Genomic DNA, 15,057 nt, shown 5'->3' on the forward strand with positions numbered 1-15,057 from the left:
GTTTAGCTCATCCTTCATTATGCTCTAGGATGTGCATTCATATAAGTTCTTCGCAAATGTTCTTTCGTTACGTGTGTATAAACTTGTGTCGAAGACAAATGACTATGCCCAAGTAATTCTTGGACAGTACGCAAGTCGGCTCCATTGTTCAGTAAATGTGTTGCAAATGTATGCCGCAACATATGCGGATAGATTTTAGTATGCAATGCTGCTTTTTCCACTAAGTCGCTCAGTATATATCTAACACCACGCGGAGTCAAAGGCTGACCACGCATATTTGTAAATACAAAATTGTGTTTAGCTTGTTTCATTAATTTAGGACGCGCTTCGTCCATATAGAGTTCCAACGCATCTTGAGCAAACTGACCAAACGGTACATATCTCTCTTTTCTGCCTTTACCCATTACTCTCATGATGCCGAGACGCTTATCAATATCGCGTTCTTCCAAAGATGTTAACTCGCTTACCCGAATTCCGGTTGCATACAACATTTCAAGGATTGCCCGATTACGAAGCACCATGGGTTCTTCGCCTTCAGTTGCCTGGAATAGTTGTTGTAACTCTTCTTCATAAAAAAAATGAGGAAGTCGTTCCTCTTTTTTGGGATGATATAACGAGCGAAATGCATCTTCTTTTAAACCGAATTCCCGGTTGCCAAACTTGAAGAAAGAACGGATCGCAGATATTTTTCTGGAAATCGAAGTACGTGAAAGTGATTCATCGTACAGTTTTGTCACATACAGTCTAGCGTGAATATATTCGACATCATGTAAGCTTGTAATACCTTCTGATTGTAAAAAATCAAAAAAGTACAGTAAGTCCGATTCGTATTCTCGAACAGTGTGTTCTGAATAGTTCTTTTCAAGCTGGATATAGCTTTTAAATTGAGACAAAGCTTCTAAGGGAGTCATAGGTGTCTGCACCTCCAAATAGTTAAAGCGCCAGGAACCGTCCCGTCTTGAAACAGCCGGAGCAGCTGGATGGCAAAACACGTGAAAAATGAATTGTATACGAATTTATAAATATGACAAAGTAAAAAGCCTCTAAATTATAACAATAATTAGAGGCTTTCAGCAATTAAATCGAATATGAATTCATAAAATTTTGAATTGTGCCAAGTGCACGTTCAGCTTGCTTCTCTCCACGCTTTTCTTTCGTTTTGTACCGTTGCGACAAAGTAGGGAATAAACCAAAGTTGACGTTCATCGGTTGGAAGTTTTTCGGATCAGCTTCTGTAATATAGCGAGCCATACTGCCTAGTGCGGTAGCTTCAGGGAATACAAGTAATTCTTCCCCCAAAGCTAATCTTGCAGCGTTTATCCCTGCTATCAAGCCACTTCCGGCTGATTCAACATATCCTTCAACACCTGTCATTTGTCCCGCAAAGAACAATTGATCATTTGTCTTTAGTTGATATGTAGGTTTCAAAACTCTTGGTGAATTGATGAACGTATTACGGTGCATCACGCCGTAGCGGACGATTTCCACATCTTCCAAACCTGGAATTAACTGCAAAACTTGTTTTTGTGGACCCCATTTTAAATGTGTCTGAAATCCGACAATGTTGTACAAAGTGCCTGCTGCATCATCTTGTCGCAACTGTACAACAGCAAAAGGAACCTTGCCAGTTCTCGGATTTTCCAGTCCAACTGGCTTCATTGGACCGAATAATAAAGTCTTTTTCCCACGTTCAGCCATCACTTCAAACGGCATACAACCTTCGAAATAGATTTCTTTTTCGAATTCTTTTAAAGGCACTACTTCAGCAGAAATCAGAGCTTCATAAAAACGGTCAAACTCTTCTTCTGTCATCGGACAATTGATGTATGCTGCTTCCCCTTTATCATAGCGGGATTTCACATAAACCTTGTCCATGTTAATACTGTCTTTTTCAACTATTGGGGCAGCTGCATCATAAAAGTATAAATAATCCTGACCAGTCAGTTGTTGTATCTTTTCAGCCAAAGCCTGAGAAGTTAATGGTCCTGTAGCAATAATGGTAATGCCTTCAGGAATTTCAGTTACTTCCTCATTGATGACTTCAACAAGAGGATGATTTTTCACTTTTTCTGTTACATACCCCGCAAATTCATGACGATCTACCGCAAGAGCGCCACCCGCAGGGACAGCACATTGATCTGCAGCACCCATTATAACGGAGTCCAGCATTCTCATTTCTTCTTTAATGACGCCGACAGCATTAGTTAATGTGTTCGCACGTAAAGAATTTGAACATACTAACTCTGCGAATTTATCCGTGTGATGAGCAGCTGTTTGTTTAACCGGGCGCATTTCGTACAATCGAACCCGTACACCTCTTTTGGCGATTTGCCACGCAGCTTCACTTCCTGCAAGACCTGCTCCAATTACATTGACGATTGTCAATTCCTACACCAACCTTTTCTATACAATCTGAGAAAATAGAAACTTTCACAGATTTTTATTTCTTTTTTTCTATGTACAGCTCCAAACATCAGTCCAGTTAGCCCACTAAGGACCAACTGGACCGACACTTGTTGCTTATCTTTATTATGCTTGTGTATCTTCCTTGTAATCACAAGAAGTACACTGGATTTGAATACCTTTTTTCAGTTTTTTCTCTACTAGCAATTCGCTACATTTCGGACATGGGCGGCTGATTGGCTTGTCCCATGAAACGAATTCACAAGTTGGATAGCGATCGCATCCATAAAAAATACGTTTCGATTTACTTTTACGTTCAACGACTTCGCCTTCCTTACAGCTTGGACACGTCACTCCGATATTTTTAACGATTGCTTTTGTATTACGGCAATCCGGGAAGTTGCTACATGCCATGAATTTTCCATATCTGCCTAATTTAAAGACCATTGGAGATTCACATTTTTCGCAATCTTCTCCTGCAGGTTCATCCTTGATTACGACTTTCTCCATCTCTTTGTCCGCGTGTGTTACATGCTTTTCAAAGTCTCTGTAGAACTTATCAATGATGTGAACCCATTTTTCCTGTCCTTCTTCGACACTGTCCAAATCTTTTTCCATCTGGGCAGTAAACTCGATGTCAATAATGTCCGGGAAAAACTCCAACACTAGCTGATGGACAATGCCACCAAGTTCAGTTGGCACAAAACGCTTTGCATCGAGTGATACATATCCGCGCTTTTGTATTGTATCAAGTGTAGGTGCATATGTCGAAGGACGGCCTATCCCAAGCTCTTCAAGCGTTTTAACAAGTCGGGCCTCCGAATAACGTGGTGGTGGTTGTGTGAAATGTTGCTTCGGCTCAATTTCAAGCTTCTTCACAAAATCGCCTTTTTCCATTTCCGGTAATATACGATCTTTTTCCTCTACTTGATCATCGTTGCCTTCTACATATAATTTCATGAAACCAGGGAATTTCACTTGTGAACCATTCGCACGGAATACAACATTTTCATTTGTTAAATCAACCGTCACAGTATCTAATACTGCTGAAGACATCTGGCTCGCCAAGAACCGTTCCCAAATCAACTTGTAGAGACGGAATAAATCTTTTGAAAGAATTGATTTCAGCTGATCAGGAGATCTCAATACGCTCGTAGGACGAATCGCTTCATGGGCATCCTGAGATTTGCTCGATTGTTTAGTCGGTCCTGTTGAAGTGGTGACATATTCCTTGCCATATTCCCCTTCTATAAAACTGTGTGCATCTTTCTTCGCTGTATCGGAAATTCGGGTAGAATCTGTACGCATATACGTAATCAAACCGACAGTACCTTCTTTTCCAACATTCAAACCTTCATATAGCTGTTGAGCAAGCATCATTGTTTTTCGTGCTCGGAAGTTTAACTTGCGTGCCGCTTCCTGTTGAAGGGATGATGTAGTGAACGATGGCGCTGGGTTGCGTTTACGCTCTTTTTTAACAACGCTTGTGACTTCGAACTTGTCACCTTTAAGTTGTTTCAAGATTTCTTTTACTTGGTCTTCGTTTGTCAACTTGACCTTTTCGTTTCCATTGCCGAAGTACATCGCGTCAAATGATTTTTTGCCTTTTTCAAAGCTACCTTCGATTGACCAGTATTCTTCAGGCTGGAAATTCTTAATCTCGTTCTCACGGTCAATGATCAGTCTTAACGCAACGGATTGCACGCGACCTGCAGATAGACCTTTTTTGACTTTCTTCCATAGAATCGGACTGATGTTATAACCAACCAACCTATCCAAAATACGACGGGCTTGTTGTGCATCTACCAAGTCCATATCAATGGGACGGGGGTTTTTAAACGATTCTTTAATTGCGTCTTTTGTAATTTCATTAAAAACGACGCGACAATCTGATTCAATATCAATGTTCAATGAATTCGCTAGATGCCAAGCAATTGCTTCGCCTTCGCGATCGGGGTCAGCCGCGAGATAAATTTTCTTCGCTTTTTTGGCTGCTGATTTCAGATCCTGCATAACTGGGCCTTTACCACGAATCGTGATGTACTTTGGTGTGTATTCATTTTCTACGTCTACACCCATTTGACTACGTGGCAAATCACGAACATGACCAAGTGATGCTTTTACTTTGTACTTTTTGCCAAGATAACGTTCAATCGTTTTCGCTTTGGCTGGCGATTCCACAATCACTAAAAAATCCGACATGTATGTGCCTCCTCATAGAGGTTCCTAATAAATCAATAAAAGAAATACCTGTTGCAAAATGTATAACAGATTTTACTATAATGCAACCATTTTTCATTACATTGTTCAATTTTGAATAGACAATCCTTGAAAATCTTCTACAATTTGATAGCCATTCCAGATTGGTTTAGCCCCATCTAATAGCGACCGGTTGGGTCCGAGTGACAGCATTGAGGTGATGGGACCAGGGACACAATAGACATCTTTTCCATTGTCCAAAGCATGTTGGAGGGTACTGACTGTTCCACTTTTTTCTTTTGCCTCTGTTACAACCAGCGCTTGAGAAATACCGCTGATTAGCCGGTTTCGCATAGGAAAATACCATTTTTGTGGAGTGACGTACGGTGGATACTCAGTCACAGTTAAATGATGCTTTTCCATGATCGTATATAACTGGTCGTTCTCTTTGGGATAGCGGGTGAAGTGACCATGACCAAGGATTCCGATGGTTTTTCCGCCAAGATTATGAGTTGTCTGATGAGCCATTGCATCAGCACCTTTCGCCATGCCACTGACAATGACCATATCATACTCAATAAGTGGAGGAAGAATCAATGACATCGAAGCTCTCGAATAGTCCGTTGCGTCTCTCGCACCAACGACTGACACGTAATTTTTCATCGTTAAATAATCAATATTGCCTTTCGCGTAAAGAATTGCTGGCGGGTCATATAGTGTTCTTAATTGTTTGGGATAATTAGGATGGTTAAATGGGATTGGGGTAATGTTATTCGAGTTATATGCTTGTATAAGGGGGGTTTCAAGCACTTTTGCATATGCATCTTTAAATTTCCTGGCTCGTTCAGGAGTCAGTCTCAATAATTTCGAAAGCTGATAGATATCCATTCCCTCGCATGAGGCTAATTCAGAATCTACTTGAAGTAGGGGCTCCAAGCGATTTAGAGGGATAGGCAAAACATAGTGAAGCGCCAATAAACGATGATAAAATGATAGATTGATCATGCATTTCCTCCTTTTTTTTAGAAACAGAAGCAAAACATCCGACGATGCGTCGCCTCCTTTTATATTAATCTGTTATTAATAAATTGACCAGTTTTCGACTACTTTCGACTTCTACTTTTCTGAGTTTCTTCTATATAAATTAGATGTTAGAACCGCTTGTTAAAAAGAATTATATTATCAGACAAAATCAAAAAAGCTCGAAACGTTGAATTAACAACGTTTCGAGCATTTATTTTAGATTAATGTGTTTTACATTGATCGTACAAGCCTTTTTCTTTAATCACTTTGATTAAAGTTTCACCAATAACAGATGGAGTAGCTGCAACTTCCATGCCAGCTTCATTCATCGCTTTGATTTTGTCAGCAGCTGTACCTTTACCACCAGAGATAATCGCACCGGCATGGCCCATACGTTTACCTTCAGGAGCTGTTTGTCCACCAATGAATCCTACTACAGGTTTAGTCATGTTAGTTTTGATCCACTCAGCAGCTTCTTCTTCAGCTGTTCCGCCGATTTCACCAATCATTACTACTGCATACGTATCTGGATCTTCATTGAATGCAGATAATGCATCGATGAAGTCAGTTCCGTTTACTGGGTCTCCACCAATACCTACAGCTGTACTTTGTCCAATACCTTCTTGAGAAAGTTGGTGTACTGCTTCATAAGTTAGTGTACCAGAACGAGAAACTACACCTACATGGCCTTTTTTGTGAATGTATCCTGGCATAATACCAATTTTACATTCTTCAGGTGTAATTACACCTGGGCAGTTCGGTCCGACTAAACGAGTTTTCTTGCCTTCCATATAGCGTTTAACTTTTACCATATCAAGAACAGGAATGTGTTCAGTAATACAAATCGCCATATCCAAGTCAGCATCTACTGCTTCAAGAATAGCATCTGCAGCGAATGGAGCTGGAACATAAATAACGGACACGTTAGCGCCAGTTGCTTTCACAGCTTCTTCTACTGTATTGAAAACGGGTACGCCTTCAGCTTCAGTTCCGCCTTTACCTGGAGTTACACCAGCGACGATTTTTGTACCATACTCAAGCATTTGCTTTGTATGGAAAAGAGCTGTTGATCCCGTAATACCTTGCACGAGTACTTTCGTATCTTTGTTAATATAAACGCTCATCTTTTGTCCCTGCCTTTCTTAGCCTACAAGTTCAACAATTTTTTGCGCGCCATCAGCCATAGAGCCAGCCGCAATAATGTTTAAGCCAGATTCATTCAATAATTTCTTCCCAAGTTCTACGTTTGTACCTTCCAAACGAACAACTAAAGGTACTTGCAATCCAACTTCTTTCGCAGCTGTGATTACGCCTTCAGCGATAACGTCACACTTCATGATTCCGCCAAAGATGTTAACGAAGATCCCTTTAACATTTTTGTCTGAAAGAATGATTTTGAATGCTTCAGTCACTTTCTCAGCTGTCGCACCGCCCCCAACGTCAAGGAAGTTAGCGGGTGATCCGCCGTAATAGCTGATTGTATCCATTGTTGCCATAGCTAGTCCAGCACCGTTAACCATACATCCGATGTTGCCATCCAATGAGATATAGCTTAAGTCATATTTAGAAGCTTCGATTTCTTTTGCATCTTCTTCGTCATAGTCGCGTAATTCCAAAATGTCTTTATGACGATATAAAGCATTAGCGTCGAAGTTAAACTTCGCGTCAAGTGCCATAACGTCTCCACCACCTGTTACAACTAGTGGATTGATTTCAACGATTGCCGCATCTTTTTCAACAAACACTTGGTAAAGACCAAGCATGAATTTCACAGCTTTGTTTACTAGCTTAGCTGGAATGTTCATGTTGAAAGCCATACGACGAGCTTGGAAGCCTGTTAATCCAATAACTGGATCGATTACTTCTTTGAAGATTTTTTCAGGAGTTGCTTCAGCAACTTCTTCAATGTCCATTCCGCCCTCTTCAGAACCCATAAGAGTTACACGTGAAGTTGCACGGTCAAGTACTAAACCTAAGTAGTACTCTTTCTTAATGTCGCAGCCTTCTTCAACTAGAAGACGCTTGATTTCTTTTCCTTCAGGACCTGTCTGATGAGTGACAAGGACTTTACCAAGAAGTTCCTTCGCGTATGTACGAACTTCATCCAAGTTCTTCGCGATTTTAACACCGCCAGCTTTACCACGACCACCTGCGTGGATTTGAGCTTTCACCACGACAACTTCAGTGCCTAGTTCTTTTGCAGCTTTTACTGCTTCTTCAGGAGAAAAAGCAACTAAACCGTTCGACACTGCGACACCATATTGTCTGAGGAGTTGTTTACCTTGATATTCATGGATATTCATTTTACATCCTCCAATCAAACTTCTGTCAAGTAATTTACTACCTTAACCATTGTATAAAACCTGTCATACAATGTCCACACTTGTCCTTAATATTACTGAAACATCGAATATTCTGTACTTTTTTGTCGAAAAAAAGTTTTTCTATTTATTCATGCCATGAGACTTATCAATCCGGTAAATAAATGCAAACACTTCTGCAACCGCTTGATACAACTCTTCAGGAATCGATTCATTGATATCCAATTGGCCAAGCAGCGACACTAAACTAGGATCTTCTTGTATGGGAATTTTATGTTCAAGTGCTTTTTTTATTAGATTTTCAGCAATTACACCTTTGCCTTTAGCTATGACTGTCGGGGCATTTTCTACATTCTGTTTATATGTCAATGCGACAGCTTCTTTGATGGTCTTGTTTTCTTCCCTCATATTAGAACATCTACTCCCCACTTGCTTACTTGCGCCTCTGTCAATATAGGATGGGGCTCCGATTGCTTTATATAACTTTTCATAAATACGCCTGATAATTGATAATTTAACGAGCTAAGACCTGTTTTAAGCGCTTCCCTGAACTGTTCTGCATAAGGCATTAATGCATCACTTTCGTTAAAAATATTAATTGTGATGACACGATTTTGTATTTGCATATCAATTACAATCTCTTTCAAAGAAGCTAAGTCCAGATAAAACATGACACGGGCATAATTGGAATCGATTTTCCCATCCTCTTTCATTTGACCATTCCATTGCAGTGAGGCATCCATGCGTTTTCCGAGAAAATCCAGTGGAACTTGCATAAGAAACTGATGTTGAGGACCATTTTCACCCGATAATATTTGCATCCCATTCAACCGGGAAACAATCATTTCTGCTGTTTCTTTCAACGTGGCTGCAATCACTTGATTTTGTAGTAATGCCAGCAATTGCGGTTTAAGCGATTCACTTATTTGGCTCAGATTCGCTCCTTTCGCTAATTTTGCTTCGTAAGCAAATCCGATATTGCCAAGTATTTGTTTCATTGCTTGTTCGATCGCTATGCTGTTTATTCCAGATTGAATTGTAGCTTCTGCTGTAATAAAAGCTTGCTGAACGGGTAGTTGATTGGATTTACTAGATAGCAGTGTTAATTGTTCAAATACCTTTGCGTCCAACTCTTTACCGTTCAAGGAAGTTAATATGGACAACACATAATCCTTTGGTGCAAACAATTTCTGGTCAGTGTGAAATGGTTGGGATTGACTTGCTTCGGCAAATGCCTTTATTACTTCATTTATTAAAGACTTTATAGCCGCATTCCATTCTCGCGATTGAGGTGCTATCTGCACTACTTTTTGAATCAGTTGTTGGATTTCATCTTTTCCTTCAACTGATAGAAGTTGGTTTTGTTGAATCATGTTTTGAAGAAATTTCAATAGTTCCTGAGCTCGAACTGGGTCTTGCAATTGAAGAAGTAGTTGTCCAACTTGCAAACTTTGCCCATCAACTGGCGCTTCAATGGATGTTACTTGTGAACTTAACCAGTTGGCAAGTGTTGCTTGTTTTGGGACAAGTCCAACGTCTTTCAACAAATTCAACAATGCCAGCTTGTCACTTTCGCTTGTATTCTGTGATTGTAATCGTTCAATCACTTGTCCGAGTATTGCCCCGCCAAGTTCATTTGAGAAAGGCTGAGATATTTGCGCTAATGCTTTCTCTAGGTTTCCCTTTTGGCTGGATGGAATGGACGTATCATTTTGTAAGGCTATTTTAAACGCATCCAATAGCTGGTGTATGCCATTTTTATCTTGTCCGCTGATTAACGTGCGAAAGTTTTCATTCGTAAATAATAATTTGAGCTCACTCAGTTTCTGAATCGCCAACAAACCTTCTGCTATTTTAACCTGTGGTGGGATTTCTTTCAGCCATTGTTCTGCCAATAGTAACTGTTCTTTAGATAGAGGTATTTTTTCTTTGACCATCTGTTGTACAATACTCTCCATTTCGGTTGTTTTCGGCAACTGAAGGGAGTCCATTAACTGCTTCGTTTGACTGGATGTGGCTTTGGAAGAGTTTAGAGCATCTGTCACTACCTTTAATTGCAAAGCTGCTTTATCACCTACTACTTGAAAGTAATGAGTATCTCCGGCTTTTAAAGGAACTTCTAATATCGCCATCATTTTTTGATTTCCCACTTGAACTTCGGCTCTTTGGTCAGGAAATAATTTTTTCACACTCCCATGAATTACTTGACCGTGTTTTAACGAGAAAATCTGTTCACTTGTGACTGCGGTTCGTATAGAAGGCTTTATAGTGGATGACATGCTCAAACCTCCTTTATGAAGTCATGGATTTTATAGGTTCAAATGATTTTCTATGAATGGGCGTTGGACCAAACTCACTCAAAGCCTCCAAATGTAATGCTGTCCCGTACCCGGCATTTTTCGCAAAATGATATTCTGGATAGATTTTATCAAACTTATCCATTATTTCATCACGCGTTGTTTTTGCTAATATCGATGCTGCAGCGATGGCCAGACTCTTGGCATCCCCTTTGATAATCGAGTGTTGTGATGTTGTTGTAGGCAGCTTCATGGCGTCAACCAATAAGACGTGCGGTTCAATCGACAAGTTGTCAACTGCTTGCATCATGGATAACCGTGTCGCTTCGTAGATATTTAAGGTATCAATTTGTTCAACTTCTTGAATATGTATGGAATAACAATGTGCATGTTTTTTAATGACTTCTGCGAAACTCTGCCTTTTACTGCGTGACAGCTGTTTGGAGTCATTTATCCCAAAAAGTTCGCTCGGGTAATCCTTGAAAATGACAGCCGCAGTTACGACAGGACCAGCAAGAGGACCTCTCCCTGCTTCATCTATGCCAGCTACCAAATCATTCATCGATAGCTTGTGACTATTGTCAAAATGAATCTTTTCTTCATGTTCAAGTTGAACTTTTTTCTCCATTTCTAGTCTCTTTAGCCAGGACGCAACCAGCTTTTGAACACCCGTCCGTTGATCGTTCATGAGTTCATTCGTCCAGTCATTAGGTTTTGATGTGTTCCTAAGTTGTTCTGAAATTGCCTTTATTGTTAGCATTCCGCTTCACCTCTTTGTCTGTGTTTTGCTATATATGTATGAATGTTGATGATATTGAATATAAAACGAGAGCGTGCATTTACACCTTGCTCTAATAAGAACCCAATTTGAAGGTTGCCGTTGATATTCCACAAAAAACGTCTTGTATTTATAAAAAAACCTTTCTTACCCGAAGGTAAAAAAGGTTACTGTTCAGGTTCTGATACCAATTCATCCACAATATCAAACGTCAATTTACCGAGATGTTGCCCACGGATATCACGTACAATAAGTTGCGCAACTTGATCATAATCTATTTCCCCACCACCTGCGTAGGCACGTCTAAGTTTCCCGATATGGTCAAATGTGACAACTAAGTCCTCATCTACTTCAGATAATTTGTAGCGTTCTTCCATACGTTTTGGATAATGTGCAGCTAAGAACTTCAGACCATATACAGCCAAGTCTTCCATATTGGTTATGGTGTCTTTGATTGCACCTGTCAATGCCAGTTTGTAACCTACAGCCTGGTCTTCAAACTTCGGCCATAGGATACCTGGTGTATCCAAAAGCTCTAGTTCTTTCCCAACTTTTATCCACTGTTGGGCTTTTGTGATACCAGGCGTATTGCCCGTTTTAGCTAGATTCTTCTTCGCCAGACGGTTGATTAACGTTGATTTACCAACGTTAGGAATCCCGACGATCATCGCACGAATAGCTCGTGGTTTGATTCCACGAAGGCGCATACGCTCCCACTTTTCGAACAACAGCTCACTTGCTGCTTTGGTCACAACTTGTAACCCTTTGCCTTCAAGCGAATTGATGGCAACAGCACGGTGCCCACGTTCTTCAAAATATTGAATCCACTTTTTCGTTTGAAAATCATCAGCCATGTCCATTTTATTTAAAATCAAAAGACGTGTCTTCTGTCCGATCACTTCATCAATCATCGGATTTCGTGAAGACAGCGGCAATCTTGCATCAATCAATTCAAATATAATATCGACTAATTTTAATTTTTCCGTAACTTCACGACGAGCTTTCGCCATATGACCCGGAAACCATTGAATGGTCATTTTCTAATCTCCTCCTGTGTTACTCAACAAGTCCCATTTCAGTTGGTGGCCAGAAAATAACTTTCGTACTGCCTATTATTTCTTCCATTGGCACCACACCGATAATTCGGCTGTCTTTACTGTATCTCCGGTTGTCCCCCATGACAAATACATGCCCTTCAGGAACAACTTCCATTTGAATCAGTTCTTCAAGTGTAAAATCTTCTGTTAATGTACCTTCAATAATATCTTTTTTATAGGCGTCCAAATATGGTTCCGGTTGAGGTTTCCCATTAATATAAAGCTGATCATTTTTATAAGCGATATGATCTCCTGGTACACCGATGACACGTTTAATGTAATCCTTCTTCTCAGGTGCATGGAACACGACGATATCGAAACGGTCTGGTTCCCCCACTTCATAGCCGATTTTGTTGACAATCATCCGATCTCCGTCTTCAAGAGTCGGCATCATCGATTCCCCATCAACTACGATTGGTGTAAATAAAAAATATCGAATAAGCCAGGCTAGTCCAAATGCGATAAGCAAAGCTTTTGACCATTCCCATAACTCATTTTTCTCTTTTTTCGTCTGTTCCATTTTGTTGCCCCCTTGCGTCAATTACTTATATTGTACAAGTATTTATAAAGACAAGCAAAAAGAAAGAGAGCTTGTTAGCCAAGCTCCCTTTCTGATTTGATAATTATCGAATTTCTTTAATACGAGCTGCTTTACCACGTAATTCACGTAGGTAGTACAATTTCGCACGACGTACTTTACCACGACGAAGAACTTCTAAACGAGCAATTTTTGGTGTGTGTACAGGGAATGTACGTTCAACACCTACACCGTAAGAAATTTTACGAACTGTGAAAGTCGAGCTTACACCGCCACCGCGACGTTTAATAACAATACCTTCATACATTTGAATACGTTCGCGAGTTCCCTCAACGACCTTAACGTGTACACGTACAGTGTCACCAGGACGGAATTCAGGAAGATCCGAACGAAGTTGTTCTTTAGTGATTTCAGTAATAATGTTTTGCATGGTTTTCTCTCCTTAGACAGATGCTCATGCCAGCGACAATGGCTGCAGCGGAACACCGTAATTCAGCACTTCACATAGAAGTACAGAATAGATGATACCACAATTCATCGAAGCTAGCAAGGCAAATTAGTTGTTTTTTTCATTCTCCCACCGTGCGATGAGCTTTTTCTCAGCTACTGTCAATTCATGATTGGACAACAAATCTGGTCGTCTGCTCCACGTACGATATAAAGACTGTTCACTGCGCCATTGATCAATGTGTGCATGATTTCCTGAAAGTAATACGTCTGGCACTTTCAGCCCTCTGAAATCGGCAGGTCGTGTATATTGTGGATGTTCAAGCAATCCAGTTGAAAATGAATCCTGTACGGGTGACTCTCCATTTCCAAGTACGCCAGGTAACAATCGTACGACACTATCGATGACAGTCATTGCACCAAGTTCTCCACCAGTCAAAACAAAATCCCCAATCGAGATTTCATCCGTCACTAAGTGTTCGCGGATTCGTTCATCATAACCCTCATAATGTCCACACAAAAACACTAACTCTTCTTCAAGCGCCAATTCTTCAGCTTTCGCTTGAGTAAAGCGCTCCCCTTGAGGACACATCAAAATGATGCGAGGTTTCTTGGAGCTAGCGGTAATTGCCTCCACGGCTTGAAATAAAGGCTCTGGCTTTAACACCATGCCTGCACCGCCACCATATGGATAATCGTCCACCTGGTTATGTTTATTGCCCGAATACGTACGGAAATCGGTTACTGCCAGTGAGACTGCCTGCTTTTCCTGTGCTTTTTTTAAAATCGAAGATCCGAAGACACCATTAAACATGTCTGGGAATAACGACAACACATGAATACGCATCATGACAATAAGCCGTCCAATACATCAATGACGATTTTCTTTTCATCGACATCAATTTCTTTTACTACATCTTCAATATAAGGAATGTAATGAGCTTTCCCTTTTGCAGGCGTTACGGTCCAAACATCATTTGCTCCCGTTTGCAAAATATCCGTCACCACTCCAATTTCCTGTCCATCCTGACCAAACACAGTACAACCTAGGATTTCATGGAAATAGTACTCGTCCCCTTCTAAATCGAACAACTGATTTTCAGACACTTTTAAAATGCCGTCGCGGAACTCTTGCACCATTTCAATCGTCAAATAGCCTTCGAATGTCAATAAATCAAAGTTCTTATGTTGACGGTGACTTGCAACAGTTAACACTAGAGGCGATTTTCCATCTTTGAACAAAGACAGCTTATTACCTACTGCATAACGCTCTTCAGGAAAATCTGTACTTGAAATGACGCGCACTTCTCCACGAATTCCATGTGTATTAACAATTTTACCGACGTTATACCAATTCATTAAAATCACTCCCGATTTAAAGTGCAAAAAAGGAAGGAACCATAAGCTCCCTCCTTTGCGTCTTAATCTAAAATGTCGACATACGTCTTCTTTTTGTGGTGACTGCTTGCTGCTGAATAAACAATGGTACGGATTGCTTTCGCAACACGACCTTGCTTACCAATAACTTTCCCCATATCTTCAGCATGGACAGAAAGTTTGTAGACAATACGGTTTGCATTTTCGTCTAATTCAACACGAACTTCTTCCGGATAATCAACTAATGGTTTAACAATTGTTTCAATCAGCTGCTTCATTATGCCGCCCCCGATTATTTAGCGTTTTTTGCGTTATGGAATTTCTCCATGATGCCTTGTTCAGAGAACAAGTTACGTACTGTATCAGATGGTTTAGCACCAGTTGATAACCATTTCAACGCTAATTCTTCGTTGATTTTAACTTCAGCTGGTTTTGTTAATGGGTTGTAAGTACCAACTGTTTCGATTTGACGGCCGTCACGTGGAGCGCGAGCGTCAGCAACAACAATACGATAGAAAGGAGATTTTTTAGCTCCCATACGTTTTAAGCGAATTTTAACTGCCATGTTTAATAGCAC

Annotated in this window: 16 protein-coding genes; all 16 read right to left on the bottom strand. The window is 40.4% G+C overall.

Going from position 1 to position 15,057, the window contains the following annotated elements:
• Positions 1-17 precede the first annotated feature (17 nt).
• A complete protein-coding gene (xerC, locus tag AC1DSL_RS02005) occupies positions 18-911 on the bottom strand; it encodes a tyrosine recombinase XerC (protein ID WP_016427616.1) in 894 nt (297 codons plus the stop codon).
• Between the two features lie 166 nt (positions 912-1,077).
• Positions 1,078-2,385, bottom strand: a complete 1,308-nt coding sequence (gene trmFO / locus AC1DSL_RS02010; RefSeq protein ID WP_477531007.1) for an FADH(2)-oxidizing methylenetetrahydrofolate--tRNA-(uracil(54)-C(5))-methyltransferase TrmFO — start codon at positions 2,383-2,385, stop codon at positions 1,078-1,080.
• 144 nt (positions 2,386-2,529) lie between these two features.
• Entirely contained in the window at positions 2,530-4,605 is a 2,076-nt protein-coding gene (gene topA / locus AC1DSL_RS02015) for a type I DNA topoisomerase (protein ID WP_477531008.1), read from the bottom strand.
• Between the two features lie 105 nt (positions 4,606-4,710).
• Entirely contained in the window at positions 4,711-5,607 is an 897-nt protein-coding gene (locus AC1DSL_RS02020) for a DNA-processing protein DprA (protein ID WP_477531009.1), read from the bottom strand.
• A gap of 239 nt (positions 5,608-5,846) precedes the next feature.
• A complete protein-coding gene (sucD, locus tag AC1DSL_RS02025) occupies positions 5,847-6,749 on the bottom strand; it encodes a succinate--CoA ligase subunit alpha (protein ID WP_016427697.1) in 903 nt (300 codons plus the stop codon).
• A gap of 18 nt (positions 6,750-6,767) precedes the next feature.
• Entirely contained in the window at positions 6,768-7,928 is a 1,161-nt protein-coding gene (gene sucC, locus AC1DSL_RS02030; protein WP_016427698.1) for an ADP-forming succinate--CoA ligase subunit beta, read from the bottom strand.
• A 141-nt stretch (positions 7,929-8,069) separates the two neighbouring features.
• A complete protein-coding gene (locus AC1DSL_RS02035) occupies positions 8,070-8,354 on the bottom strand; it encodes an EscU/YscU/HrcU family type III secretion system export apparatus switch protein (RefSeq protein ID WP_477531010.1) in 285 nt (94 codons plus the stop codon).
• The gene (locus tag AC1DSL_RS02040; RefSeq protein WP_477531011.1) at positions 8,351-10,225 is read right to left on the bottom strand and encodes a hypothetical protein; all 1,875 of its coding nucleotides are present in this window, start codon (positions 10,223-10,225) and stop codon (positions 8,351-8,353) included. Before AC1DSL_RS02040 ends, AC1DSL_RS02035 begins: the two co-directional genes overlap by 4 nt.
• Positions 10,226-10,238: 13 nt before the next feature.
• Positions 10,239-11,003: a ribonuclease HII gene (locus AC1DSL_RS02045; RefSeq protein WP_477531012.1), complete on the bottom strand. Its 765-nt coding sequence runs from the start codon at positions 11,001-11,003 to the stop codon at positions 10,239-10,241.
• A 185-nt stretch (positions 11,004-11,188) separates the two neighbouring features.
• Positions 11,189-12,058 carry a ribosome biogenesis GTPase YlqF gene (ylqF, locus tag AC1DSL_RS02050; RefSeq protein ID WP_016427702.1) on the bottom strand — a complete coding sequence of 290 codons (870 nt, stop codon included), beginning with the start codon at positions 12,056-12,058 and terminating at the stop codon, positions 11,189-11,191.
• 19 nt (positions 12,059-12,077) lie between these two features.
• On the bottom strand, positions 12,078-12,638 hold the full coding sequence (lepB, locus tag AC1DSL_RS02055; protein ID WP_016427703.1) for a signal peptidase I: 561 nt from the start codon (positions 12,636-12,638) through the stop codon (positions 12,078-12,080).
• A 103-nt stretch (positions 12,639-12,741) separates the two neighbouring features.
• Positions 12,742-13,086: a 50S ribosomal protein L19 gene (rplS, locus tag AC1DSL_RS02060; protein ID WP_477531013.1), complete on the bottom strand. Its 345-nt coding sequence runs from the start codon at positions 13,084-13,086 to the stop codon at positions 12,742-12,744.
• A gap of 126 nt (positions 13,087-13,212) precedes the next feature.
• Positions 13,213-13,950: a tRNA (guanosine(37)-N1)-methyltransferase TrmD gene (trmD, locus tag AC1DSL_RS02065; protein ID WP_477531032.1), complete on the bottom strand. Its 738-nt coding sequence runs from the start codon at positions 13,948-13,950 to the stop codon at positions 13,213-13,215.
• Positions 13,950-14,462 carry a ribosome maturation factor RimM gene (rimM, locus tag AC1DSL_RS02070; RefSeq protein ID WP_477531014.1) on the bottom strand — a complete coding sequence of 171 codons (513 nt, stop codon included), beginning with the start codon at positions 14,460-14,462 and terminating at the stop codon, positions 13,950-13,952. The genes trmD and rimM overlap by 1 nt, the downstream gene beginning before the upstream one ends.
• A 62-nt stretch (positions 14,463-14,524) precedes the next feature.
• Positions 14,525-14,758, bottom strand: a complete 234-nt coding sequence (locus AC1DSL_RS02075; RefSeq protein ID WP_016427707.1) for a KH domain-containing protein — start codon at positions 14,756-14,758, stop codon at positions 14,525-14,527.
• Between the two features lie 14 nt (positions 14,759-14,772).
• On the bottom strand, positions 14,773-15,045 hold the full coding sequence (gene rpsP, locus AC1DSL_RS02080) for a 30S ribosomal protein S16 (RefSeq protein ID WP_016427708.1): 273 nt from the start codon (positions 15,043-15,045) through the stop codon (positions 14,773-14,775).
• Positions 15,046-15,057: the final 12 nt, after the last annotated feature.

This window comes from Paenisporosarcina sp. P4_D4 (assembly GCF_056401835.1).